The following is a 22989-nucleotide window of genomic DNA, read 5'->3' on the forward strand; positions in this document are numbered from 1 at the left end:
CTCAGCCCGCCGGCAGGCTGACGACGAAACGCGCGCCGAGCGAGGTCGGCTCGCCGTCCGGTCCGGCAGGTCCCGGCCGGTTCTCCGCGCGGATGCGGCCGCCATGGGCCTCGACGATCTGCTTGGAGATCGACAGGCCCAGTCCGGAATTCTGGCCGTAATCCTGGTGGGGGCGGTCGGTGTAGAAGCGTTCGAAGATCTTCTCCAGCGCGTCGTCGCGGATGCCGGGACCGTCGTCGTCCACGACGATCTCGATCGAGCCCTTCAGCTTGCGCGCCTTGACGCGCACCTCGCCGTCCGCCGGCGAGAACGAGCGGGCATTGTCGATCAGGTTGGTGATCACCTGGCTGATGCGGCTGTCGTGGCCGGGCAGGAAGAAGTCCTGGCGCTTGCCTCCCTCGAAGGACAGCCTGACGCTGGCCTCGCCCGGCTTACGGGTCTCCTCGGCCATGACGACAAGGGTTTCGAGCAGTTGACCGAGGTCGATCCGCGTCGATTCCTGGCGCTGCAACTCGGCATCGAGGCGGCTGGCGTCGGAAATGTCGGTGATGAGGCGGTCGAGCCGCTTCACGTCGTGCTGGATGACCTCCAGCAGGCGTTTGCGGGAGGAGTCCGACTTGGCGAGCGGCAGGGTCTCCACCGCCGAGCGCAGCGAAGTCAGCGGATTCTTGAGCTCGTGCGCGACATCCGCGGCGAACCGCTCAATCGCCTCGATGCGGGCATAGAGCGCGTCGGTCATGTCGCGCAGCGAGCGCGACAGGAGGCCGATCTCGTCGCGGCGGTGGCCGAAATCCGGAATTTCCTCGCGCGAGCGATGGCGGCGGCGCACCTGTTCAGCGCCCTCCGCCAGCTTGCGGACAGGACCGGCTATGGTGCGGGCCATGAGGATCGACAGGACGACCATGACGAGGGCGGCGACGAGGAAGACGCGCAGCACCTGGAAGCGCTCGGCATCGAGATGCTGGTCGATCTCGCCACCCTGCGTGTTCATGAGCAGAACCCCGAGCACGCCCCGGAATCGCTGGATCGGGATGGCGACGGAGACGATCAGCTCGCCGCGGTCGTTGACCCGGACCATGCTGATCTTCTGCCCGTTCAGCGCCTGCGCCACCTCCGGATAGCTTTTGCCGTTCCTGAAGCCGAAATCGCGATAGATCGGGAAATCGCCGCCACCGCGCAGGAAACGGCGGACCTCGTTCCACCATTTCTCGTAGAAGGGCGGCTTCGCGCCGATGGGCGGCAGGTCGAGCGTCTGGATGTCGCCGCGACCATAGAGGGTGCGGCTGTCGAGGATCAGGTTGCCCTCGCGGTCGTAGATGCGCGCCTGCGTCTCGGTGGGGCCGGTCAGGCGGCGCAGGACCGGGGCCACCCGTTCCGGATTGATCGGGAATTCCAGCAGCGCGCTCGGATCGTCGACCGACGCGCCGGTGCCGCCCAGCTGCATCTCGAACAGCTTGTCCGGGTCGATCGGGATCACCGACCCGTCGACCGCCGCCGAGGCGGCGATGGCGCCGGCAATGATCTCGCCCTGGACGATGAGGCTCTGCGCCCGCGATTCGATCAGGCCGGCGCGAAACTGCGACAGCCACAGGATGCCCGAGACCAGCGCGACCAGCCCGGCGAGATTCAGCGCGACGATGCGGCGGGTGAGGCTGGAGAAGGAGCGGTTGAGCACCACGCGCACGGAACGCGCCACGACATGGGCAAAGCGCGGCCATGCGCGGCGGGCGCGGGCCGTCGCGGGCGCCGCCTGCGCGTCGGCATTGTCGCTGGGTCGTGTGCGGTCGAGCATAGTGTCTCGCCGGCTCGCGGCCGCCTCACTCCTTGAAGCGGTAGCCGACACCGTAGAGCGTTTCGATCATCTCGAAATCGTCGTCGACCACCTTGAACTTCTTGCGGAGGCGCTTGATGTGGCTGTCGATCGTGCGGTCATCGACATAGACCTGATCGTCGTAGGCCGCATCCATCAGGGCGTTGCGGCTCTTCACCACGCCCGGGCGCGTCGCGAGCGCCTGAAGGATGAGGAATTCGGTCACGGTGAGCGTCACCGGCTGGCCGTCCCAGGTGCAGGTGTGCCGCTCCGGGTCCATGCGCAGCTTGCCCCGCTCCAGCACCTTGGCGTCGGTCTTGGCCTCGGCGCCCGGCTCCTTGGCGGCGGCGCGGCGCAGCACGGCCTTGACCCGCTCAACCAGCAGGCGCTGGGAGAACGGCTTCCGGATGAAATCGTCGGCGCCCATCTTCAGGCCGAACAGCTCGTCGATCTCCTCGTCCTTGGACGTGAGGAAGATCACGGGCATGTCGGTCTTCTGCCGCAGCCGGCGCAGGAGCTCCATGCCGTCCATGCGCGGCATCTTGATGTCGAGGATCGCCAGGTCCGGCGGCGACTGCTTGAAACCGTCCAGCGCGGCCGCGCCGTCATTGTAGGTGACGATACGGTAGCCTTCGGCTTCGAGCGCGATGGAGACCGAGGTCAGGATGTTCCGGTCGTCGTCGACGAGGGCGATGGTCGGCATGAGGAACCTTGTGCGGGGGGCGGCGGGACAGTCCCGCCGTTCCAATGCGGCAAGCGTGGCAAAAATGGGACTCGGAAAGGATAAACCGATGTCCAGCCGCTGTCATGAGCGAGTTTTTGCGGTCCAGACCGCGAAAAGCGCGTGCGGGCGGCTCGATTCGCAGTTTCCGGAAATGCCGAGGGCCGGGAATGACCCGGCCCTCCAAGCAAACGTGCTTCCCTGTGCGGGCGGTTATTTCGGCACTTCGACCGGGCTGTCCGACTGCTCGCGCAGATAGGCCATCAGGTCGGCGCGCTGCTGCTCGGACCGGATGCCGGCGAAGGACATCGAGGTGCCCGGCACCGCGGCGCGCGGATTGGTGATGAAGGCGTAGATGGCTTCCAGCGTCCAGGGCTCGGAGGCCTTGCCCTTCATGGCGGCGGAATAGTTGAAGCCCGGCGTGGCGCCATGGTTGCGGCCGACAATGCCGTAGAGGTTCGGGCCTGCGCCATTGGCGCCGCCCTTGTTGACCGTGTGGCAAGTGGCGCACTGGCGGAACACGGCCGGGCCGTTGGCGGCATTGGCCGAGGCGAAGACTTCCGACATCGGCTTCGGCGCGGCGGCCTGCGCGGGCGCGGCCTGCTGGCCGCCGGCCGGCGCGACGGCAACCTCGTAGCCGGGCTTGGCGGGCTTCTTCGGCTTGTAGATCAGCTCATTGGCCAGGATGGAGCCGCCCAGCGTCGAGGCGCCGACAAGCAGCAGCGCCATCATGGCCTTGTTGAATTCAAATCCGTCCATCGGGACCAGCTCCACGGGATCGGCGGCCTCTTAAAGGATCGATGCGCGCGAACGCGCGGACGGGCCGGCCGATTTGGCGCGGACACTATCCAATTTGCGCCGCAACAGGCAACCCGTATATCCACGTGTCCCGCATGCTCCTTTCGACGGTTCCAAACTGGCCCCATCAGCCGCCGTCCAGACCCCGCGCCCGTGATTTCGCGTCCATGACCCAGTCAATCGTCCTGATTCCGGCTCGCATGAGCGCCTCGCGCCTGCCCGGCAAGCCGCTCGCCGACATCGGCGGCGAGCCGATGATCGTCCAGGTCATGCGCCGGGCCGAGGCCGCCGGCGTCGGTCCGGTGGTGGTCGCCACCGACTCGGAAGCGATCTGGACGGCCGTGGAGAAGGCCGGGGGCCGCGCGGTACTCACCAGCGCCGACCATCCGACCGGCTCGGATCGCATCCACGAGGCCGCTGGCATCGTCGATCCGGAACGGCGCTACGACCGCATCGTCAATGTGCAGGGCGACCTGCCGACGCTTGAGCCCGGCATCGTGCGCGCCGCCGCGGACCTCCTCGACGACCCCGCCGTCGATATCGGCACACTCACCGCCGTCATCACCCGGCACGAGGAGATCACCAACCCGAACGTCGTGAAGGTCGTGGGAACACCGCTGTCGGAGCGGCGGCTGAGGGCGCTCTATTTCACGCGCGCGACCGCGCCTTCGGGCGACGGGCCGCTCTATCACCATATCGGCCTCTACGCCTATCGCCGCGCGGCGCTGGACCGCTTCGTCGCGCTTCCCCCGGCGCCGCTGGAGACGCGCGAGCGGCTCGAACAACTCCGGGCGCTGGAAAACGGCATGCGGATCGACGTTGCCGTGGTCGATGCCGTGCCGCTCGGCGTCGATACGCCGGCCGACCTCGAGCGCGCGCGCGGCCTCATCGCCAAAGCTGCGCCGTTGCGATAAGAACACCGCCCCGCATCGGAGTGACGCGTCCCATGATCCTCGCGCCCAAGCGTATCGCCTTCCAGGGCGAGCTCAGCGCCTTCTCGCATCAGGCCGCCAACGCGGTCTTCCCGAATGCCGAGGTTCTGCCCTGCCCGAGCTTCGAGGACGCCTTCGCCGCGATCCAGAACGGCGAGGCCGATCTCGGCATGATACCGATCGAGAACTCGATCGCGGGCCGGGTCGGCGACGTGCACCACCTGCTGCCGACCGCGGGCCTCAACATCATCGGCGAGTTCTTCCTGCCGATCCGCTTCCAGCTGATGGGCGTGAAAGGCTCATCGCTGGCGACGGTGAAGACCGCACGCAGCCACATCATGGGTCTCGGCCAGTGCCGGCAGATCATCCGCAAGCTCGGCCTGAAGCCCATTGTCGCGGCCGATACAGCCGGCTCAGCCCGCGAGGTCGCCGAGATGGGCGACCCGGCGCAGGCCGCCATCGCCCCGAGGCTGGCGGCGGAGGTCTACGGGCTCGACATCCTCGCCGAGGATATCGAGGACGCCGCCAACAACACCACGCGCTTCGTCATTCTGTCGCGCCAGAAGATCTGGGCCGCGCCCGGTCAGGACTGCCTGACGAGCTTCGTCTTCCAGGTCCGCAACGTGCCGGCCGCTCTCTACAAGGCGATGGGCGGCTTCGCCACCAACGGCGTCAACATGACGAAGCTGGAGAGCCACATGATCGGCGGCCGCTTCGTGGCGACGCGATTCTATGCCGAGATCGAAGGCCACCCCGACGACCGCCCGGTGAAGCTGGCGCTGGAGGAGCTCGCCTTCTTCGCCAAGGAACTGACCATTCTCGGCGTCTATCAGCAGAATCCCTGGCGGGCCGAGGTCGAGAAGCTGGTGGTCGAGTAAGGGCCGCTCGCGGGAAGCCGGCGAATCGCATCATTCTCCGCCGATGGCAGGAGACATTCCCGATCTCGGCACGATGCGGCTGGCGCTGACGCTGGCCGATGCCGGCGACCTCAGCGTCGCGGGCAAGGCCGCCGGGGTCGGACGGCGGACCGCCGCCGCCCGGATCGCGCAACTGGAGCGCCAGACCGGCGCGGTGCTGTTCGACCATTCGGGCAAGCGCGTGCGGCTGACGGCGGCGGGCGAAGCCTTCATCGGCGAGGCAAGGCTGGCGCTCGCGGCGCTCGACCGGGCGGAGCGGCTTGCGCGAGAGGTAGCCGAACCTTCCGATATTATCGGGATAGGCGCGATTCCCGACGCGCTGGTGTCGGTTTGCCGCGACCTGCTCGATGATCCCGTCTGGCGCGACGAGGGTTTCGCGGTGCGGCTTCATCCCCTGTCGCGAGAGGATCAGACGCAGGCCCTCGCCGAGGGCCGGATCGCGCTCGGCTTCGTCGCCGCGCCGCTGCCGGTCTTGCCGCGCCTGTCGTCCAGGCTGGTGGCGACCTCGAAATGGTCGGCGGTCGTCCCCGACGCCGAGGCGCGGCTGCGCAAGACGGCGAGCCTGTCCAATCTCGCGCGCAAGCCGCTGGTGATGCTGGACCGCGTGGCGGCGCCGCTCGCGGTGGATGGTGTGATCGCGGCGCTCGGTGCGACGGGGGCACGGCCCGCCATCGCTCAGGAGGCGCCCGACTGGACCGGCGTCATGGCGCTGGTGGCGCTCGGCCTCGGCTCGGCGCTGGTGCCATCGGCCGTCGCCAAGCGCGTCGCGGTCCAGGGCGCCACCGTCATGCCGCTGGTCGAAGCGGAAGACCTGCCGCCCTGGACCATTTCGGCCATCTGGCTGCCGCAGCCGACCGGCGCGCGGGCGGCAAGGGCGATCCAGATCGTCAGAGCCCGTCCGGACTGAGGCGCAGGCCGCCGTTCACGAAGGACCGGATCAGATGATGCGCGATCGCCAGCGGCGGCGGGCATGACAGGCGCTCGGGGTGCTGCCTGGTCAGGATCTGCCAGCATTCCTCGCGGGTGAACCAGCGGGCGTCCTCCAGTTCCTCCGTGTCGATCTCGATGTCGCGGGACAGCGCCTCGGCGTGGCAGCCGATCATCAGCGAGGCCGGATAGGGCCAGGGCTGGTCGAACAGGTAGCCGACCCGGCCGACCTTGATGCCGGCCTCCTCCATGATCTCGCGGCGCACGGCATCGGCCACCGTCTCGCCCGGCTCGAGGAAGCCGGCCAGCGCCGAATACATGCCCGGCGGAAAGCGGCGCTGGCGGCCCATCAGGCAGCGGTCGCCGTCGACGGGGAGCATGATCACCACGGGGTCGGTGCGCGGGAAGTTCTGCGCGCCGCAGGAGGGGCAGTCGCGCCGCCATCCCGCCTGCTTCGCCTCGGTGACGCCGCCGCAGCGGCCGCAATGGCGGTGCGAGGCGTGCCAGTGCATCAGCGCCTTGCCCTCGGCCATGGGGCCGAGATGGTGCGGCTCGACCACACCCTGCATGGCGATGGTGCGCATGTCGGTGATCAGCAGCGTCGGGTCGTCGACGGTGATCTCGGCGATCCGGTAGGCGTTGGGATCGGGCTTCACCAGTTCCTTGACCAGGCGGGCATAGCGCGGCGCGCCATTGGCAAGGCCGAGGAACGCCGTCTCGATGGGCTCGCCGAAAGCCGCCGCCTCGGCAGCGGTGAACAGCGGATCGCCGCGGTCGCCGTTGCGCCTCAGGATCGGCGTTTCGCCGGCGAAGACATAAAGCCGCGCGCGGGGGTCGGCGAAGGTGGCGGTCAGCCAGATGTCGTCGCCGCGCTTGGCGCTCATGCGGTCGAGGTCGTTGTCGGTATAGCCGAGCTTGACGGGCGGCAGCGGCGGCAGGTCTGACATGGGAGCGGCTTTGGCTGGTATGGCGGGCCGGCGACGCTCGCATGGCGCGAAGCGCCGAGCAACGCGCTATCCGGCGGGGGGCCTTGCAGGCGAGAGCCTTGCGGCGAGCGCCGAGACGAGGCCGTCGCGGGAGGCCGCCGCATAGGGCTGCGCGGGCGCCTTGCCCCAGACCGGGCCGGGCCAGGCGGGATCGCCGGCAAAGCGCGCGATCACATGGACGTGGAGCTGCGGCACCATGTTGCCGAGCGCCGCGACATTCAGCTTGTCGCAACGGGTCATGGCGCGCAGCACGCCGGAAACGAGGGCGATCTCGTCCATGAGGGTGGCGCGGTCCTCCGGCGCGAGATCGACGATCTCGACGGCTCCCTCGCGGCGGGGGACGAGGAGCACCCACGGATAAGTGGCATCGTTCATCAGCCTGACCTGACAGAGCGCAAGGTCGGCCACGGGGACGGAATCAGCGGCGAGGCGGGGATCGAGATCGGCGAATGGCGCGGGCATGGCACTACCGTCCTGAACTGGGGCCGCCCCTTGAACACCCGCGCCGGCCGCCCGGCCAGTGAGAATACGGATGGCCGGAAAAGAAATTGACGGGCAACGGGAACGTCATCTCAATACAACCATAACGAGAAGACGCGGGAGATGATCATGGCTGCCATCACTGTGCATTTCGCCACCAACCGCAATCGGACCAATGACGGCGAGCTGTTCGGCATCGACTTTGCCAGCAGCACGTCGCCGGGTCGCTACATTCCCGGCCGCATCACGCTGCACAAGATCAGCTCCGGCGCCGATTTCGGGTGGGCCTGGGACGAGGCGTCGCTTCAGCTGGACAACCCCATCGATCCGAAATCGGGGGCCGCCGCCATCGCGGCGCTGAAGCGGATCGCGCCCGCCAATGCCGGCGATGACACCGGCGCGGCCCGGTTCGCGAGCGAGACCATCCAGCGCTCCCACCTCCTCAAGGGACGCGCCGGCTTCTCGCTGTTTCACCTGCACGGCTTCGCATCGACCTTCCGCGATTCGATGAACCGCGCGGCCCAGATCGCCGACAATTACGGCGCGAGCAGCATCTTCACCTTCTCGTGGCCGGCCAATGGACGCGCCAATCCGACCGACTATCGCGACGACCGTGTCGCCGCCGAAAAATCGGCCCGCGGGATTGCCGACGCGCTGACCCGCTTCCTCACGACATTCCGCGCGGACAAGCGCAGCAAGGCCGCGACCTTCGAACTCGTGGCTCATTCGATGGGGAACTACGCGCTGCGCCATGCCATTCAGGCGATCCACAAGGCCCAGCCCGACCTGCTGCAGCAGAAGGTCTTCCGTAATGCCTTCCTGATGGCGGCGGACGAGGACGACAATGCCCTCGGCCTTCCGGCCAAGCTGCGCCGGCTCTACGACATTGCCGGCATGGTGCAGGTCTATCGTTCGGGCGGCGATCTCGCCCTGTTCGCGAGCCGGGAAATCCTGAACAGGGTCGAGCGGCTCGGCCTCGTCGGCCCGCTCGACTGGAGCAGGCTGCCGCCGGGGCGCACCATCTGCGTCGATTGCAGCGATGTCGGCTCGACGAGCAACGAACTCGGAAAGACCCATTTCGGCCACCAGTACTACCGGATCCGGCCAGAGGTGCTGCGGGATGTGCGGGCCGTCCTCGCGGGTGTCGCGCCGGGCCGCATTCCCGGACGATACCCGGCCATGGCGCCGCCGCCGGGTGCGACCGAATATTATATCGGCTACGGGCCATGAGGCGCGCCGACGCCCCCCGCTTGCTTCGCCGGGCCCTTAAGGCCATATAGCGGGCGGGAGGCTGGCGGTGGACGAGACACTCGCCAACCCGGTCAGGTCCGGAAGGAAGCAGCCGTAACGAGCCCGTTTCGGGTCGCGTGTCCAGCCTCCCACCTGAAATCTGCGGCTCCCTGCTTGCCCCGCGACCGCGGGCGCGCGAAGCTTGGGGCCGTCGATATCCGCCGAACCCTGTCGAGCAGCTGGCCATGGATTCACCGCCCGAGAACGAACCCGGGTTCGATCTCGGGACGCCGGAACCGGCCGCGGCCCAGGCGAGCTACCGTGTCCTCGCCCGCAAATATCGTCCGCAACGCTTCGAGGACCTGATCGGCCAGGAGGCCATGGTCCGCACCCTGTCGAATGCCTTCGACACCGGCCGGATCGCGCAGGCCTATATGTTCACGGGCGTCCGCGGCGTCGGCAAGACGACCACCGCCCGCATCCTCGCCCGCGCGCTCAACTATGAGATTCCCGGCGAGGTCGACCGCCCGACCATCCATCTCGACCGGCTCGGGCGGCACTGCCAGTCGATCATGGAAGGCCGGCACGTCGACGTGATGGAGATCGACGCCGCCTCGCATACCGGCATCGACGACGTCCGCCAGATCACCGATGGCGCTCACTACGCGCCGGTTTCGGCCCGCTACAAGGTCTATATCGTCGACGAGGTCCACATGCTCTCGGAGAAGGCGTGGAACGCCTTCCTCAAGACGCTGGAGGAACCGCCGGCCCATGTGAAATTCATGTTCGCCACCACCGAGATCCGCAAGGTTCCGGTGACCGTGCTTTCCCGCTGCCAGCGCTTCGATCTCCGGCGCGTCGATGCCGACGTGCTGGTGCGTCACCTCGCCGGCATCTGCGACAAGGAGCGGGTCGAGATCGAGCCGGACGCGCTGAGCCTCATCGCGCGTGCGGGCGAGGGCTCGGTGCGCGACTCGCTGTCGATGCTCGACCAGGCCATCGCCCACGGCGCCGGCAGGGTGGAGGCCGCGGAAGTCCGGCGCATGCTCGGCCTTGCCGACCGCGCCCGCGTCATCGACCTGTTCGAGCATCTGATGAGGGGCGATCTCGCGGCCGCCATGGGTGAGCTCAAGAGCCAGTATCACGACGGCGCGGACCCCGAGATCATCCTCACCGAGCTCGCCGAGTTCGTGCATTTCGTCACCCGCGTGAAGGTGGTGCCGGCGGCGGCCGACGACGTGTCGTTCAGCGAGACCGAGCGAAGCCGCGGCCGCGACTTTGCCGAGAAACTGTCGCACCGCGTGCTGGCGCGCGCCTGGCAGATGCTGGTCAAGGGCATCGAGGAGGTCGGCCGCTCGCCGCGTCCCTTCGCCTCCGCCGACATGGCGCTGGTGCGCATCGCCCATGCGGCGGACCTGCCGACGCCGGACGAGGCGTTGCGCATGCTGGCCGATGGGTCGGGCGCCGTCGGCGGCAGCGCCGCTGCGCGCGTGACGACCGGCGGCAATGGCGGCGGCGCGACTGCCCAGGCGATGGCCGTCGCCGGCGGTGCGCCGCGTCTTGCCTCCGTGGCCCGGCCGGAAGGTGCCCCTATCGCCATGCGTGCGCCCGAGCCGGCAGCCCGGCATCTGGTGGTCGCCGGCTTCACCGAACTTCTGAAGCTCTGCGCCGACAGACGCGACGTGCGCCTCAAGCAGCAGCTCGAGAGCGACGTGCACCTCGTCCATTGCGAGGATGGGCGCCTCGACATTCGTCCCACCCGCAATGCCGCGCCAACCCTTGCAGGCGACCTCCAGAAGAAGCTGTCCGAATGGACCGGCCGGCGCTGGATCGTGACCATCTCATCGGCCGAGGGCGAACCGACGGTGCGCCAGCGCCTCGCCGACGAGCAGGAAGCGCGCGAGCGCGGCGTGCTCGCCCATCCCGCCGTGCAGGCGGTGCTGGCCAAGTTCCCCGGCGCGGAGGTCGTCGCCGTGCGCCCGCTCGCAGGCGAGGGGCTCGACGCCCCGGCACCGGCGGCCGCCGGCACTTCCGACGACCCTGGCGCCGACGACGACGGCAACTGGGAGCCCGTCGATCCGTGGGACGACGATTTCTGATCCCGTTCGAGGACTGACGTCATGAAAGACATTATGGGCCTGATGAAACAGGCGCAGGCCATGCAGGCGAAGCTCCAGGAGGCGCAGGCCGACATGGAGCGCACCGAGGTCGAGGGCTCGGCCGGCGGCGGCCTCGTCACCGTGCGCCTGACCGTCAAGGGCGACCTGCGCGGCCTGTCCGTCGATGCCTCGCTCCTGAAGGCCGACGAGAAGGAGATCGTCGAGGACCTGATCGTCGCGGCCCATGCCGACGCCCGCAAGAAGGCCGAGGTGGTGGCGCAGGAGAAGATGAAGGGCGTCACCGGCGGCCTGCCGCTGCCGCCGGGCATGAAGCTGCCGTTCTGAGGTTTCCATGCCGCTCCGGCGTCTCGCCATTTCCGAGGTGAAGCCCTTCGCCTATGCCTTCGAGGCGGGGATCGGCGGCACGATGACCGATGTCGGGCGAACGCTCGGCAGCGAGACGATCGGGCTGATCATCCAGACCGTGCCGCCCGGCAACCGCGCCTCGCGCCGGCACCGTCACGTGTTCCAGGAAGAGATCCTGATCGTGATGGGCGGCGCCGGCATGCTGCTGCACGGCGACGAGCGGATTGCGGTGAAACCGGGCGATGCCTTCTGCTATCTGGCGAACGATCCGGAACTCCACACGTTCGAGAACACCGGCTCCGCCGACCTCGTCATCTGGGCTTTCGGCAACCGCTTTCCGCACGAGGTCTGCCTCTACCCGGACCAGGGCGTCGCCTTCGTCGAGGGGCTCGGCGCGGAGGTCCCGCTCGACAGGATCGCGGCAAGCGCATGGACCGAGGATCGGCGCAAGACATGAGGGCATTCCAATGAGCCGCCGCGTCGCAGGCCCCGAGATCGAGCGCCTGATCCAGCTGCTGGCCAAGCTGCCGGGGCTCGGGCCGCGCTCGGCCCGCCGCGCCGCGCTGCATCTCGTCAAGAAGCGCGAAAGCCTGATGCAGCCGCTGACGGCGGCGCTGGGCGAGGCGCTCGACAAGATCGTGATCTGCTCGACCTGCGGCAATGTCGACACGTCCGATCCCTGCACGGTCTGCACCGATCCGCGCCGCGACGGCTCGGTGATCGTGGTGGTCGAGGACGTTTCCGACCTCTGGGCGCTGGAGCGCGCCGGCGCGATCAACGCGAAATATCACGTGCTTGGCGGCACGCTGTCGCCGCTCGACGGCGTCGGGCCGCAGGACCTCAATATCGAGAGTCTCGTCAACCGCGTCAGGGCAGGCGGCGTGCGCGAGGTGATCCTTGCCGTGAACGCCACCGTCGACGGCCAGACGACCGCGCACTACGTCACGGACCTGCTCGCCGGCACCGGCGTCACCGTGACACGGCTCGCCCATGGCGTGCCGGTCGGCGGCGAGCTCGACTATCTCGACGAGGGCACGATCTCGGCAGCGATCCGGTCGCGGACGGCGTTCTGAGCGTCAGAGCGCCAGCTCCCCGGCCTGAAATCGCCGCGCCGTCTCCTTCGCGCCGACCGCATAGAGCGAGGCGAGAGCAGCCGTCACGGGCCTGACCAGCCGAGGGTCGGCGGCGAGTTCGCCGAACACTTCGCTCAACGACAGCAGGGCCGGCGCCAGCCGCTCGGCAACCGGTCCGGCCTCGCGCGCAATGTCCGCCAGCCGACCCGCCATCGGATCGCGCACGTCGATGGCCGCGCCCTTCTCGTCGATGCCGGTAACGTAGCGCATCCAGGCGGCGATCCCGAGCGCCGGTGCGCCGGCCGCCATCCCCTTGCCGAGGCGTTCGCGGACGGTGGCGACGAGACGCTGCGGCAGTTTCTGCGAGCCGTCCATGGCGATCTGCCATGTGCGGTGGCGCAGCGCCGGATTGGCGAAGCGCTGGATGAGGCTTGCCTTGTAGGCCTCGACGTCGAAGCCCGTCAGAGCCCTGAGCGTCGGCGTCGCATCGCCCACGAGCCGGCGAACCGTTCCGGCGATACCGGTATCCGCAATAGCGTCGGCGACCGTCTCGTAGCCGCAGAGATAGCCGAGATAGGCGAGCGTGGAGTGCGACCCGTTGAGGAGGCGCAGCTTCATCAGCTCGTAGGGCGCGACGTCCCCGACCATCTCGACACCTGACGCGGCGAGGTCCGGCCGGCCGGAAGGGAAATGGTCCTCCACCACCCATTGCCAGAAGGGCTCGGCGACGACCGGCCATGCATCCTCGACGCCGAGGGCGCGGGCGATTTCCTCGCGATCGGCATCGGTCGTCGCCGGCACGATGCGGTCGACCATGGTCGAGGGACAGGCGAGGTTGTCCCCGACCCATCGGCCAAGGTCGGCATTGCGCAGGGCGGCGAAGCGGGCGAGCACGCGCTTCACCGTCTCGCCGTTGGCCGGGAGATTGTCGCAGGAGAGCACCGTGAAAGGCGCGACACCCGCCGCGCGCCGGCGCGCCAATACCTCGACGATGATGCCGACCGCCGAGCGCGGCAGGTTCGAGGTCAGGTCGTGACGGATATCGGGGTGATCCTCGGCCAGCGCGCCGGTGGCGGGATCGTGGCAGTAGCCCTTCTCGGTGACGGTCAGCGAGACGATGCGGATGGCGGGATCGGCAAGGCGTTCCAGCAGCTTCAGCGGCGTTTCGGGAGCGACGAGCACCTCGCTGACCGATCCGATGATGCGATGACGCGTCGGCCCGGCCGAGCGCACCGCCAGCGTGTAGAGCCCGCCCTGCGGGGTCAGCGCATCATAGGTGTCCGGCGCGCGGAGCGAGGCGCCGACGATGCCCCAGCCTACCTCGCCGGCCGCCAGCCGGTCATCGATCACCACGGCCTGGTGCGCGCGGTGAAACGCGCCGATGCCGAGATGAACAATGCCCGGCCTGATCGTGGCGCGATCATAGGCGGGGCGCGCGACTACAGCCGGCACGTCGGGCAAAGTCTTTTCCGACAGCCGCCTCACAGCCGATACGCCTTCTTCGCGAGGCCATAGGCGAGATCGCTGGCGAGATCGAAAGCCTCGTCCTCGTCAAGCCGATGGTCGGCGACCAGCTCTGCGAGATGCGCACAGTCCACGCGGCGGGCGACGTCGTGCCGGGCGGGAATGGACGGGAAGGCGCGGGTGTCGTCGTTGAAGCCCGCCGTGTTGTAGAAGCCCGCCGTCTCGATCGCCTGCGCCTTGAAGCGTTTCATGCCCTCGACCGAATCGAAGAACCACCAGGGCGGTCCGAGCTTCAGCGCGGGATAGTGACCCGCGAGCGGCGCGAGTTCGCGCGAATAGGCGGTCTCGTCCAGCGTGAACAGGATGATGCTCAGGTCCGGCTCGTTGCCGACCGCGTCGAGCAACGGCTTCAGCGCCGCGACATAGTCGGTGCGGCCGGGAATATCGGCGCCCATGTCACGGCCGAAGCGGGCGAAAACATAGGCGTTGTGGTTGCGCCGCGAGCCCGGATGGATCTGCAGGACGAGGCCGTCGTCGAGGCTCATCCGCGCCATCTCGGTGAGCATCTGGCCGCGGAACAGATCCGCCTCCTCCGCATTGGGCGCGCCCGTCGTCACCGCCCGGAACAGCCGCTCGGCATCGGCGACGGAAAGGTTCGCCGTGCGCGCCGAGGGCAGGCCGTGGTCGGAGGCGGTCGCGCCATAGCGCCTGAAGAAGGCGCGGCGCTTGCGGTGCGCCTCCAGATAGCCCGTCCACGTCGCCGTATCCTCCCCGGTGATCTCGCCGAGCCGCGCGACATTGGCGCGGAAGCCCTCGAAATCCGGATCGGTCACGGCATCGGGCCGATAGGTCGTGACGACCCGCCCCTTCCAGCCGGAAGCGGCGAGCCGCGCGTGCCATTTGAGGTCATCGAGCGCGCCTTCCGTGGTCGCGATCACCTCGATGCCGAAAGCCTCGAACAGGGCGCGCGGCCGATAGGCCGGCAGTTTCAGCGCCGTGTCGATCCGCTCGTAAACCGCGTCCGCGTTCGCAGTGTTCAACCGCTCGTCCAGTCCGAACAGGGCGGCGAAGGCATGGTCCAGCCAGAGCCGGGTCGGCGTGCCGCGAAACAGGTGATAGTTCGCCGCGAACAGCCGCCAGACCGCGCGCGGGTCGGTCTCCACCGGCGTACCGTCTTTCGCGGGGATGCCGAGCGCCTCCATCGGCACGCCCTGAGAATGGAGCATGCGGAAGACGTAATGGTCCGGCGTCACGAAGAGCGAGGACGGGTCGGCGAAAGCCTCGTTCTCGGCATACCAGCGCGGGTCGGTATGGCCGTGCGGCGACACGATCGGCAGGGCCGCCACGCTGTCGTAGAGCCGCCGCGCGATGGCGCGAGCGGTCGGATCGGCGGGAAGCAGACGGTCGGGTGGCGCAATGCGGCTCGTCGCCGCCGGAAGCCTCTGCGGGATCATCGCTCCTCCCATGCGCCCGCCGCTGTGCCGCGGACGTGGCGTCGCACATGCTCGGAAACTAGTATGGTAGTTTGGCAAGTCAATCGAAACGGCGCGCGCGCCATGCCGGCTTGCCCCGCGCTCCCGGCTGTCGCAGAGGTTGGACTGCGCGGCGCGAGCGAGACGGCAAGGAGACGGGGTTGAGGACGATCACGGTCATCGGCATCGGCATGGGCAGTCCGGAGCACCTGACGCTGGAGGCCATCGCGGCGATCCGCTCGGCCGATGCCTTCCTGATGATCGAGAAGGGCACGGCGGCCGACGAGCTCGTGGCGATCCGCGAGACCATCCTGGACCGCGTGCTCGACGGCCGCATGCCTGCCATCGTCCGCATCGCCAATCCGAAACGCGACGCGGCCGATCCGGATTATCGCGCCGGCGTCGACCGCTGGCATGGCGCGCGCGTCGCGCTCTATTCGGAAGCGATTGCCGGGCTGCCTGACGATGCGCACGGCGCGTTCCTGGTCTGGGGCGATCCGGCCTTCTACGATTCGACCATCCGCATCCTCGACCAGGCCGCGACCGGCCGCGCGACTTTCGCCCTGAAGGTCATTCCCGGCATCAGCGCGCCGCAGGCGCTCGCCGCCGCCCACGGAATTCCACTCAACCGGATCGGCGAGCCGATCCACGTCACGACCGGACGCCGGCTCGCCGCCGGACCGCCGCACGATCTCGACTCGACGGTCGTCATGCTGGACGACGGATCGGCGCTGGAGGCCCTGGACCCCGACGGAATCGCGATCTGGTGGGGTGCCTATCTCGGCACGCCGGACGAGGTTCTGGTCGCCGGTCCGCTCGGCGAGGTGAAGGCGGAGATCCTGCGTCTGCGGCGGGAGAAACGTTCCGCCAAGGGCTGGATCATGGACACCTATCTGCTGCGGCGGATCGCCGGATAGGCGTCACGCCCGCGCAATGGCGTGAAAGAACGAACCCGATACCCGGCCGCGCACATGACCGACCGGGCCGAGGCTCGCACCCTCGGCATCGACCGCCTCGCCCAGCGTCCCCTCCGGCGAAGACGCGATGATCGTCGCGTAGTGGAACTCGTGCCCCGTGAGCCGGCTGCCGCCCGGCCCGAGAACGCTCGGCGACGCGGTCGTCACGACCCGGTATCCCAGCGACATCTTCCGCCTGGCGAAACTGGTCGAGACCGGCAGCAGGCCGAGCATGGGATGGCCGGTGCCCTCGGCATCCTCCAGCATGTCGCCGAGAACCATGTAGCCCCCGCACTCGCCGTGGACGGGCCTCGCCTCGGCGAAGCGCCGAACGCCCTCCCGGAAGCGGGCCGCGCCCGACAGCGTTGCCGCATGGAGTTCGGGATAGCCGCCCGGCAGCCAGCAGGCGTCGCAATCGTCCGGCGGCGGCTGGTCGGCCAGCGGCGAAAACGGCACGATCTCGGCGCCGGCGGCGCGCCAGCCGGCCTCGACATGCGGATAGACGAAGGAGAAGGCGGCATCGCGCGCCACCGCGATGCGGCGGCCCGGCGGCGGCAGCGGTGGTGCGTTCGCATGGGCGACCGCCGGAATCGCGGCATCCGCGGCGGCGACAAGCGCGTCGAGGTTCACGGCCGCGGCCACGGCGTCCGCCAGCCGGTCGAGGCGCTCCGCGAGATCGGCCGTCTCGCCGGCCTGGACGAGGCCGAGATGGCGCTCGGGCAGGATCAGGCTCGCCTCGCGCGGCAGCGCGCCGAACACGGTCAACCCGATCCGCTCCATGCCGTCGACGACGAGGCGGCGGTGCCGTTCGCTCGCCACCTTGTTGAGGATGACGCCGGTCACCTTGATGCGCGGATCGTAAGTCGCGCAGCCGAGCGCGACGGCGGCGGCCGACTGCGCCTGTCCCGACACGTCGATGACCAGCACGACGGGCCAGCGCAGCCGCGCGGCGATGTCGGCGCTCGCGCCGGTGCGACCCTTCGCGGCGCGGACGCCGTCGAACAAACCCATCGATCCCTCGCCGACGACGATATCGGCGGCAGCCGAGGCTTCCGCCGCGAGCCGGTCGATCAGCGCGTCCGGCATGGCGAAACTGTCGAGATTGCAGCTGGGCGCGCCAGTCGCGGCGGCGTGAAATGCGGGGTCGATATAGTCCGGCCCGCATTTGACGCCGCGCACGGCAAGCCCGCGCCGACGCAGCGCGCGCTGCAGGCCGAGCGTCACGGTCGTCTTGCCGGAGCCGGAGCGCGGCGCGCCGATCAGCAATCCCTTTGCCGGCTTCATGACTGATGGTCCATCGCCGGAGACAGCACATAAGCCGCGATTGCCCGGCGAAGCTCGGCGATGGCGCCGATGGCGATCACGGCCGGCGAGCGGATCGCCCCGGTCTCCGCAAGGCCGGCGAGGTCGCCGAGCCGGCTCTCGGCCACCTGCTCGCGATCGGTCGAGACGCGATAAACCGCGATGGCCGGCGTGTCCGGGCCAAGCCCGCCCGCCATCAGGGCGGCCGTGATCGGCGCCAGATTGGACACCGCCATGTAGAGCACGATGGGCTGGCCGGTGCGAGCGAGCGCCGCCCAGTCCAGCGCCTTGTCCTCGGCGAGATGGCCCGTGGCGAGGATGACCGCGTGGTTGGTGTCGCGCGAGGTCGCGGGAATGCCGTGGACGGCGAGACTGGCGAGGCCGGACGAAACGCCCGGCACGATACGGAAGGCGATGCCGGCAGCCGCCAGCGTCTCGGCTTCCTCGTGGCCGCGCCCGAAGATGAAGGGGTCGCCGCCCTTCAGCCGCAGGACGCGGCGGCCGGCGCGGGCATGGGCGACCAGCATGGCGCTGATCTCAGCCTGTTTCGGCGACGGCTGGTGGCCGCGCTTGCCGGCATTCTCCAGCAGCGCGCCGGCACGCGCCAGCGTCAGCACGCGTGGATCGATCAGCGCGTCGTGAACGACGACGTCGGCCTCGGCGAGAGCATGGAGCGCGGTCAGCGTCATCAGGCCGGGATCGCCGGGACCGGCGCCGACCAGCCAGACGGTGCCCGGCGCGAAGGCCGGCAGAAGATGGTTCGGCAGGGCCGGGATCATGATGCGCCTCCCCCGCCGCGCGGGCGGAAGCGCCGGTCGTAGCCGGCCGAATAGAGTGCGCTCTCCCGGAAGTCGGCGCTGCCCAGCGCCGGGCCGACGAGGATCAGCGCCGTACGCTCCAGCTTCGCCTCGGCGACCTGCGCCGCGATGGTGGCGAGCGTGCCGGCGATGGCCGTCTCGTCCGGCCAGGAGGCGCGGAAGACAACGGCCACGGGGCAGTCCGCGCCGTAGAGCGGTGTCAGTTCGGCGACGACCTTGCCGATGACGTGGATCGACAGGTGGATGGCGAGCGTCGCGCCAGTCGCGCCGAAAGCGGCGAGGGTCTCGCGCTCCGGCATGGACGAAGCGCGGCCGGAGGTGCGGGTCAGCACCACGGACTGGGCGATCTCGGGGAGCGTCAGTTCGCGGGCGAGGGTCGCGGCGGCGGCGGAGAAGGCCGGCACGCCCGGCGTCACCGTGTAGGCAATGCCGAGCGCGTCGAGCCGGCGAAGCTGCTCGCCCATGGCGCTCCAGATCGAGAGATCGCCGGAATGGAGCCGCGCGACATCCTGGCCAGCGCGGTGGGCCGCTTCGATCTCGGCCATGATGGCGTCGAGGTCCAGCGGCGCGGTATCGACGATGCGTGCGCCGGGCGGGCACCAGCCGAGGATTTCTGGTGGCACCAGCGACCCCGCGTAGAGGCAGACCGGCGAGGCGGCGACAAGGTCGCGCCCGCGCACGGTGATGAGGTCGGGCGCGCCGGGGCCGGCGCCGATGAAATGAACCGTCATGAAGAGGCTCCGCGCGCCAGCGCGCATGTGACGCGGCCGAGGGAAATGCGGGGAAGGACGAGGTTCGCCCGCGGCCCGGCGGCGGCAAGCGCGGCGGCCTCGGCCACGGAGCCGACGCCATAGAGGGCGACGACACGGGTGGAGCGGGTGGCGCAGCCGGCATCCTCGCCGCGCAGGGCCTCATCGGGAATCGCGACCACCGGCACCCCGAGGGCCATGGCGAGCCTGGTCAGGCCCGGCTCGGCGGCGCGCGCGGCAGCCGTCGCCAGACAGCCGATGGAATCCATGGCGAGGTCGAGGCGCGCGAGCGCGAGGTCGAGGCAGGCGCGGATATCCTTCTCGTCCGTGCCGGGACGAAGGCCGATGCCCGCCGCGATCATGCCTGACCCGCGACTCATGGCTTCACCACGCGCCATTGCGTCACCGCCATGGCCGGGCGCCAGCCATGCTTGCCGCCGACCGCACCCAGTCGCTCGATGCCGATGCGGCGCATGGTCCCGCCATACTCGGCGAACAGGGCGGCGAGGCGGGCCTCGCCCTCCAGCGTCACGGCATTGACGACCAGCCGCCCGCCCGGCCTGAGCGCCTGCCAGCAGGCATCGAACATCGCGGGATCGGCAATACCGCCGCCGATGAAGACCGCATGTGGCGGTTCCAGGCCGGCCAGCGCCTCCGGCGCGCGGCCCTCGATCACCATGACGGCCAGCCCGCCCAGCGCCAGCGCGTTGCGACCAACACGAGCGGCGCGCTCGGCGTGGGCTTCGATGGCAATCGCGCGATTCGCCGGGTGACGCAGGCACCATTCGATGCCGATCGAACCCGAGCCCGCGCCGACATCCCAGAGCAGTTCGCCGGCGCCGGGGGCCAGCGCCGCCAGCGTCACCGCCCTGATCTCGGCTTTGGTGATCTGGCCGTCATTCTCGAACCAATCGTCGTCGAGCCCGACGGCCAGCGGCACCACCCGCGCGTCGCGATCCGCCACGACCTCGACGGCGACGAGGTTGAGCGGGTCGATGCCGGACAGGTCGAAGGCGTCCGCGCGCGCAATGCGCAGGCGCTCGCGCGGCCCGCCCATGGCTTCGAGAACCGTCAGGCTCGACCGGCCCATGCCGCGCGCGGCGAGCAGCGCGGCGAGCTTCCGGGGCGTCGCGCCGTCCCACGACAGAGCGAGGATGCGCGCGCCGGGCTGGAGATGCGGCACGATGCGCTCCAGCGCGCGGCCGTGCAGCGAGACGAGGGCGCAATCCTGCTGGGCCCAGCCGAGCCGCGCGCAGGCGAGCGCGAAGGCGGAAGGTTGCGGGATGACGCGCATCTCGGCCGGCGGCACGAGGGCGGCAAGCTGGACGCCGACGCCATAGTGGAAGGGATCGCCGCTCGCGAGCACCACGACCTTGCCGCCGCGCCGCGCCGTGATGGCCGGGAAGGCATCATGGATCGGGCTCGGCCAGGCGAGCGTCTCACCCGCAAGAGGCGCGACGAGATCGAGATGGCGCTTGCCGCCGACGACCAGCTCGGCATCGGCAAGCGCATGGAGCGCCGCCGCCGAGAGACCGGCGCGACCGTCCTCGCCGATGCCGATGACGATGAGCCACGGCGCGATCGCCGCGCTCGACAGGGGCGCTTCGTTCCGCGACAAGTCAGCCATGGCGAGCCCCCCGACCGACACCGGCGGACATCAGATCGCGCTGCTGATCCTCGGCGGCACGAGCGAGGCTGCCGCGCTCGCCGCACAGGTCGCCGCCATGCCGGACGTGCCCGCGCTGGTTTCGCTCGCGGGGCGCACATCCGCGCCGCTTCCGCTCGCCCTGCCCATGCGCGTCGGCGGCTTCGGCGGCGCGACCGGACTTGCCGCATTCCTGCGCGACAGCGGCGTGAAGGCCGTGGTCGATGCGACCCACCCCTTCGCCGCGATCATGCCGTTCAACGCCGAGACCGCCTGCCGCGCCGCCGGCGTGAATCTGGTCGCGCTGCGCCGGCCGGAATGGGCGCCCGTTGCCGGCGACCGCTGGCTCGATGTGCCGGACATGGCGACCGCCGCGCTTGCCCTGGGGCGCGAACCGAAACGGGTGCTGCTGACCATCGGCCGGCAGGAGCTTGCCGCCTTCGCCGCCGCCCCGCAGCATCATTACCTCGCGCGGATGATCGATGAGCCGAAAGCCGGCCACGGTCTGCCGGATCTGACGGTGATCCGCGCGCGCGGCCCCTTCGCGCTGGCCGACGAAATCGACCTGATGCGCAGCGCGGCCATCGACACCGTCGTCGCCAAGAATGCCGGCGGCTCGGCGACCGAAGCGAAGCTTGCCGCCGCGCGCGCGCTCGGGATTGCCGTCGTGATGGTGGCCCGGCCGGCGAAGCCCGGCGTGCCCGTGGTCGAGACGGTGGAGGCGGCCGTCGGCTGGCTGAAGGATCACGGCATCCTCCCGACCGAACGGGGCGTGTAGAGGAAGCGCCTGCCATCGGCGCCGCCGACGGTTCGGGTCCCGGAAGCGCCGATCAGCACCAGTGTCGCCATGTCGGCCGTGGTCGCCGCCATTTCCGCTTCCGCGAGCGGCAGGACGCGGATGGCCTCGTCCGCGCGGCCGATGGCGCGGGCGAAGGCGACGGGCGCATCGGCCGCGCGGTGGCGACCGGCGAGCTTCAGCGCCTCGCCGAGCTGCCACGGCCGGGCCTTCGAGATCGGGTTGTAGAGCGCCACGACGAAATCGGCCGCCAGCGCGGCTTCCAGCCGGCGCGTCACCACATCCCAGGGCTTCAGGTTGTCGGAGAGCGACATCACCGCGAAGTCGCCGCCGAGCGGCGCGCCGAGCTTCGCAGCCGCTGCCAGCACAGCGGTAATGCCCGGCTCGACGCGAATGTCGACGGAAGCCCATTCCGGCCGCGCATCCTCCAGCGCCTCGAAGACCGCCGCCGCCATGGCGAAGACACCGGGGTCGCCGCCCGAGACGACGGCCACGGCGCGGCCGGCGGCCGCGAGATCCAGTGCATGGCGGGCACGGTCCAGCTCGACGCGGTTGTCGGATGCATGGCGCACGAGGCCGGCACGCTCGGCTACGCGGCCGACATAGGGGCCATAACCGACGAGGTCGGTCGCGGCATCGAGAGCGGCGGTTGCGGCTGGCGTCAGCCAGCGCGGATCGCCGGGGCCGAGGCCGATGACGGTAAGGGAGCCGGTCACAGCCGCCGCCCCTCGCCCGGCACGAGGATCATCGAGAAATAGGGCGCCTCATCGTCGGTCTTCTCGGCCAGCGGCAGGATCTTCTGCGCGGCCATGGTCGCGCGCTCGACATAGATGGCGCGGCCGACGAGGCCCGCGGCCTCCAGCGCGCGGCGCACCTTGGGCAGGTTGCGGCCGAGCTTCATCACCACGGCGGCGTCTGTGTCCTTCAGGCGACGGGCGAGATCCTGTTCGGGCAGCGTGCCAGGCAGGACGGTCAGCACATCGTCACCCCAGGTGATCGGCGCTTCGGCCAGCGTCCAGGCGCCGGACATGCCGGAGATGCCGGGGATCACCTCGAAGGGGAAGCGCGGCGCCAGCCTTCGCCACAGATGCATCAGCGAGCCGTAGAAGAAGGGGTCGCCCTCGCAGAGGATGGCGACGACGCGGCCGGCCTCGGCCTCTGCCGCCAGCAGCGCCGCGGATTCCGCGTAGAAGGCGGCGATGGGCCCGGCATAGGCGGCATCCGCCACCGGCGCTTCGGTCGTGACCGGATAGACCAGCGCGATCTCGCGGGCGGGATCGGCGCCGATGATGTGGTCGGCGATGGTGCGGGCATTGCCGCGCTGGCCCTTCCGGCAGAAATGAACCAGGCGGTCGGCCGTCGCCAGCACGTCGCGGGCGCGCACGGTCACGTAGCCCGGATCGCCCGGGCCGAGGCCGACACCGTAGAAGCTGGGACCAAGCGTCACC

24 protein-coding genes and 1 other RNA gene are annotated in these 22989 nt (G+C 69.8%); 11 read left to right on the top strand and 14 right to left on the bottom strand.

The features are described 5' to 3' along the window. Position 1 precedes the first annotated feature (1 nt). The 3 genes from JNK84_RS15845 to JNK84_RS15855 all read right to left on the bottom strand — a co-directional run bounded on the left by JNK84_RS15845 (position 2) and on the right by JNK84_RS15855 (position 3290). Entirely contained in the window at positions 2-1792 is a 1791-nt protein-coding gene (locus JNK84_RS15845) for a sensor histidine kinase (RefSeq protein WP_293425537.1), read from the bottom strand. A gap of 25 nt (positions 1793-1817) precedes the next feature. After that, on the bottom strand, positions 1818-2513 hold the full coding sequence (locus JNK84_RS15850; RefSeq protein WP_293425539.1) for a response regulator transcription factor: 696 nt from the start codon (positions 2511-2513) through the stop codon (positions 1818-1820). A gap of 231 nt (positions 2514-2744) precedes the next feature. Then, the gene (locus tag JNK84_RS15855) at positions 2745-3290 is read right to left on the bottom strand and encodes a c-type cytochrome (RefSeq protein WP_293425541.1); all 546 of its coding nucleotides are present in this window, start codon (positions 3288-3290) and stop codon (positions 2745-2747) included. A gap of 206 nt (positions 3291-3496) precedes the next feature. Here JNK84_RS15855 and JNK84_RS15860 point away from each other — a divergent pair, with 206 nt between their 5' ends. Genes JNK84_RS15860 through JNK84_RS15870 form a run of 3 tightly spaced genes read left to right on the top strand, consistent with a single transcriptional unit; the run spans position 3497 to position 6085 of the window. Continuing rightward, the gene (locus tag JNK84_RS15860; RefSeq protein WP_293425543.1) at positions 3497-4243 is read left to right on the top strand and encodes a 3-deoxy-manno-octulosonate cytidylyltransferase; all 747 of its coding nucleotides are present in this window, start codon (positions 3497-3499) and stop codon (positions 4241-4243) included. Between the two features lie 32 nt (positions 4244-4275). Beyond that, positions 4276-5139 (top strand): prephenate dehydratase, encoded by an 864-nt coding sequence (locus JNK84_RS15865; protein WP_293425545.1) that lies wholly within the window; start codon positions 4276-4278, stop codon positions 5137-5139. Between the two features lie 43 nt (positions 5140-5182). Next, the gene (locus JNK84_RS15870; protein WP_293425547.1) at positions 5183-6085 is read left to right on the top strand and encodes a LysR family transcriptional regulator; all 903 of its coding nucleotides are present in this window, start codon (positions 5183-5185) and stop codon (positions 6083-6085) included. Here the strand turns inward: JNK84_RS15870 and nudC are convergent. Beyond that, on the bottom strand, positions 6066-7052 hold the full coding sequence (gene nudC, locus JNK84_RS15875; RefSeq protein WP_293425549.1) for an NAD(+) diphosphatase: 987 nt from the start codon (positions 7050-7052) through the stop codon (positions 6066-6068). The genes JNK84_RS15870 and nudC overlap by 20 nt on opposite strands. A 66-nt stretch (positions 7053-7118) precedes the next feature. Beyond that, positions 7119-7553 carry an HIT family protein gene (locus tag JNK84_RS15880; RefSeq protein ID WP_293425551.1) on the bottom strand — a complete coding sequence of 145 codons (435 nt, stop codon included), beginning with the start codon at positions 7551-7553 and terminating at the stop codon, positions 7119-7121. Between the two features lie 147 nt (positions 7554-7700). Here JNK84_RS15880 and JNK84_RS15885 point away from each other — a divergent pair, with 147 nt between their 5' ends. From JNK84_RS15885 to recR, 6 genes are all read left to right on the top strand, one after another. Continuing rightward, positions 7701-8801: an alpha/beta hydrolase gene (locus JNK84_RS15885; RefSeq protein ID WP_293425553.1), complete on the top strand. Its 1101-nt coding sequence runs from the start codon at positions 7701-7703 to the stop codon at positions 8799-8801. A 56-nt stretch (positions 8802-8857) separates the two neighbouring features. Beyond that, positions 8858-8954: signal recognition particle sRNA small type (gene ffs, locus JNK84_RS15890), an RNA gene on the top strand. Positions 8955-9046: 92 nt separating this feature from the next. Further along, complete coding sequence (locus tag JNK84_RS15895) at positions 9047-10900, top strand: DNA polymerase III subunit gamma/tau (protein WP_293425554.1); 1854 nt, start codon at positions 9047-9049, stop codon at positions 10898-10900. A gap of 21 nt (positions 10901-10921) precedes the next feature. Beyond that, positions 10922-11245: a YbaB/EbfC family nucleoid-associated protein gene (locus JNK84_RS15900; RefSeq protein WP_293425556.1), complete on the top strand. Its 324-nt coding sequence runs from the start codon at positions 10922-10924 to the stop codon at positions 11243-11245. Between the two features lie 7 nt (positions 11246-11252). Then, a complete protein-coding gene (locus tag JNK84_RS15905) occupies positions 11253-11723 on the top strand; it encodes a cupin domain-containing protein (protein ID WP_293425557.1) in 471 nt (156 codons plus the stop codon). A 10-nt stretch (positions 11724-11733) separates the two neighbouring features. Beyond that, positions 11734-12339, top strand: a complete 606-nt coding sequence (gene recR / locus JNK84_RS15910; RefSeq protein WP_293425559.1) for a recombination mediator RecR — start codon at positions 11734-11736, stop codon at positions 12337-12339. 3 nt (positions 12340-12342) lie between these two features. Here recR and JNK84_RS15915 read toward each other — a convergent pair whose 3' ends face one another. Then, the gene (locus JNK84_RS15915) at positions 12343-13800 is read right to left on the bottom strand and encodes a mannitol dehydrogenase family protein (protein WP_293425561.1); all 1458 of its coding nucleotides are present in this window, start codon (positions 13798-13800) and stop codon (positions 12343-12345) included. A gap of 20 nt (positions 13801-13820) precedes the next feature. Further along, positions 13821-15257, bottom strand: coding sequence for a glucuronate isomerase (gene uxaC / locus JNK84_RS15920; RefSeq protein ID WP_293425563.1), 1437 nt, complete (start codon positions 15255-15257; stop codon positions 13821-13823). A 179-nt stretch (positions 15258-15436) separates the two neighbouring features. On the opposite strand from uxaC, the gene cobF reads away from it, so the two are divergent. Beyond that, positions 15437-16192 carry a precorrin-6A synthase (deacetylating) gene (gene cobF / locus JNK84_RS15925; protein WP_293425565.1) on the top strand — a complete coding sequence of 252 codons (756 nt, stop codon included), beginning with the start codon at positions 15437-15439 and terminating at the stop codon, positions 16190-16192. Between the two features lie 3 nt (positions 16193-16195). On the opposite strand, the gene JNK84_RS15930 is transcribed toward cobF, so the two are convergent. From JNK84_RS15930 to cbiE, 5 genes are read right to left on the bottom strand one after another with little or no spacing between them, the layout of a single operon-like run. Further along, entirely contained in the window at positions 16196-17515 is a 1320-nt protein-coding gene (locus JNK84_RS15930; RefSeq protein ID WP_293425567.1) for a cobyrinate a,c-diamide synthase, read from the bottom strand. Continuing rightward, positions 17512-18312, bottom strand: coding sequence for a uroporphyrinogen-III C-methyltransferase (gene cobA / locus JNK84_RS15935; protein ID WP_293425569.1), 801 nt, complete (start codon positions 18310-18312; stop codon positions 17512-17514). The genes JNK84_RS15930 and cobA overlap by 4 nt, the downstream gene beginning before the upstream one ends. Continuing rightward, on the bottom strand, positions 18309-19082 hold the full coding sequence (cobM, locus tag JNK84_RS15940) for a precorrin-4 C(11)-methyltransferase (RefSeq protein ID WP_293425571.1): 774 nt from the start codon (positions 19080-19082) through the stop codon (positions 18309-18311). Before cobM ends, cobA begins: the two co-directional genes overlap by 4 nt. Further along, positions 19079-19480, bottom strand: a complete 402-nt coding sequence (locus tag JNK84_RS15945; protein ID WP_293425572.1) for a cobalamin biosynthesis protein — start codon at positions 19478-19480, stop codon at positions 19079-19081. The genes cobM and JNK84_RS15945 overlap by 4 nt, the downstream gene beginning before the upstream one ends. Next, entirely contained in the window at positions 19477-20727 is a 1251-nt protein-coding gene (gene cbiE / locus JNK84_RS15950) for a precorrin-6y C5,15-methyltransferase (decarboxylating) subunit CbiE (RefSeq protein ID WP_293425574.1), read from the bottom strand. Before cbiE ends, JNK84_RS15945 begins: the two co-directional genes overlap by 4 nt. Between cbiE and JNK84_RS15955 the strand changes: the two genes are divergently transcribed. Then, the gene (locus tag JNK84_RS15955) at positions 20726-21523 is read left to right on the top strand and encodes a cobalt-precorrin-6A reductase (protein WP_293425576.1); all 798 of its coding nucleotides are present in this window, start codon (positions 20726-20728) and stop codon (positions 21521-21523) included. The two genes, cbiE and JNK84_RS15955, sit on opposite strands and share 2 nt — an antisense overlap. Here JNK84_RS15955 and cobJ read toward each other — a convergent pair. Then, positions 21490-22257, bottom strand: coding sequence for a precorrin-3B C(17)-methyltransferase (cobJ, locus tag JNK84_RS15960; protein ID WP_293425577.1), 768 nt, complete (start codon positions 22255-22257; stop codon positions 21490-21492). The genes JNK84_RS15955 and cobJ overlap by 34 nt on opposite strands. Further along, the gene (locus JNK84_RS15965; RefSeq protein ID WP_293425579.1) at positions 22254-22988 is read right to left on the bottom strand and encodes a precorrin-2 C(20)-methyltransferase; all 735 of its coding nucleotides are present in this window, start codon (positions 22986-22988) and stop codon (positions 22254-22256) included. Before JNK84_RS15965 ends, cobJ begins: the two co-directional genes overlap by 4 nt. Between the last annotated feature and the right edge of the window lies 1 nt (position 22989).

It is taken from the genome of Phreatobacter sp., assembly GCF_016793595.1.
Lineage (GTDB): Bacteria > Pseudomonadota > Alphaproteobacteria > Rhizobiales > Phreatobacteraceae > Phreatobacter.

What these genes read in the sequence shown, in the direction of transcription:
- JNK84_RS15845 (WP_293425537.1), bottom strand. Translation starts at nt 1,792, where the DNA reads ATGCTCGACCGCACACGACCCAGCGACAATGCCGACGCGCAGGCGGCG.
- JNK84_RS15850 (WP_293425539.1), bottom strand. Translation starts at nt 2,513, where the DNA reads ATGCCGACCATCGCCCTCGTCGACGACGACCGGAACATCCTGACCTCG.
- JNK84_RS15855 (WP_293425541.1), bottom strand. Translation starts at nt 3,290, where the DNA reads ATGGACGGATTTGAATTCAACAAGGCCATGATGGCGCTGCTGCTTGTC.
- JNK84_RS15860 (WP_293425543.1), top strand. Translation starts at nt 3,497, where the DNA reads ATGACCCAGTCAATCGTCCTGATTCCGGCTCGCATGAGCGCCTCGCGC.
- JNK84_RS15865 (WP_293425545.1), top strand. Translation starts at nt 4,276, where the DNA reads ATGATCCTCGCGCCCAAGCGTATCGCCTTCCAGGGCGAGCTCAGCGCC.
- JNK84_RS15870 (WP_293425547.1), top strand. Translation starts at nt 5,183, where the DNA reads ATGGCAGGAGACATTCCCGATCTCGGCACGATGCGGCTGGCGCTGACG.
- nudC (WP_293425549.1), bottom strand. Translation starts at nt 7,052, where the DNA reads ATGTCAGACCTGCCGCCGCTGCCGCCCGTCAAGCTCGGCTATACCGAC.
- JNK84_RS15880 (WP_293425551.1), bottom strand. Translation starts at nt 7,553, where the DNA reads ATGCCCGCGCCATTCGCCGATCTCGATCCCCGCCTCGCCGCTGATTCC.
- JNK84_RS15885 (WP_293425553.1), top strand. Translation starts at nt 7,701, where the DNA reads ATGGCTGCCATCACTGTGCATTTCGCCACCAACCGCAATCGGACCAAT.
- JNK84_RS15895 (WP_293425554.1), top strand. Translation starts at nt 9,047, where the DNA reads ATGGATTCACCGCCCGAGAACGAACCCGGGTTCGATCTCGGGACGCCG.
- JNK84_RS15900 (WP_293425556.1), top strand. Translation starts at nt 10,922, where the DNA reads ATGAAAGACATTATGGGCCTGATGAAACAGGCGCAGGCCATGCAGGCG.
- JNK84_RS15905 (WP_293425557.1), top strand. Translation starts at nt 11,253, where the DNA reads ATGCCGCTCCGGCGTCTCGCCATTTCCGAGGTGAAGCCCTTCGCCTAT.
- recR (WP_293425559.1), top strand. Translation starts at nt 11,734, where the DNA reads ATGAGCCGCCGCGTCGCAGGCCCCGAGATCGAGCGCCTGATCCAGCTG.
- uxaC (WP_293425563.1), bottom strand. Translation starts at nt 15,257, where the DNA reads ATGATCCCGCAGAGGCTTCCGGCGGCGACGAGCCGCATTGCGCCACCC.
- JNK84_RS15930 (WP_293425567.1), bottom strand. Translation starts at nt 17,515, where the DNA reads ATGAAGCCGGCAAAGGGATTGCTGATCGGCGCGCCGCGCTCCGGCTCC.
- cobA (WP_293425569.1), bottom strand. Translation starts at nt 18,312, where the DNA reads ATGATCCCGGCCCTGCCGAACCATCTTCTGCCGGCCTTCGCGCCGGGC.
- cobM (WP_293425571.1), bottom strand. Translation starts at nt 19,082, where the DNA reads ATGACGGTTCATTTCATCGGCGCCGGCCCCGGCGCGCCCGACCTCATC.
- JNK84_RS15945 (WP_293425572.1), bottom strand. Translation starts at nt 19,480, where the DNA reads ATGAGTCGCGGGTCAGGCATGATCGCGGCGGGCATCGGCCTTCGTCCC.
- JNK84_RS15955 (WP_293425576.1), top strand. Translation starts at nt 20,726, where the DNA reads ATGGCGAGCCCCCCGACCGACACCGGCGGACATCAGATCGCGCTGCTG.
- cbiE (WP_293425574.1), bottom strand. Translation starts at nt 20,727, where the DNA reads ATGGCTGACTTGTCGCGGAACGAAGCGCCCCTGTCGAGCGCGGCGATC.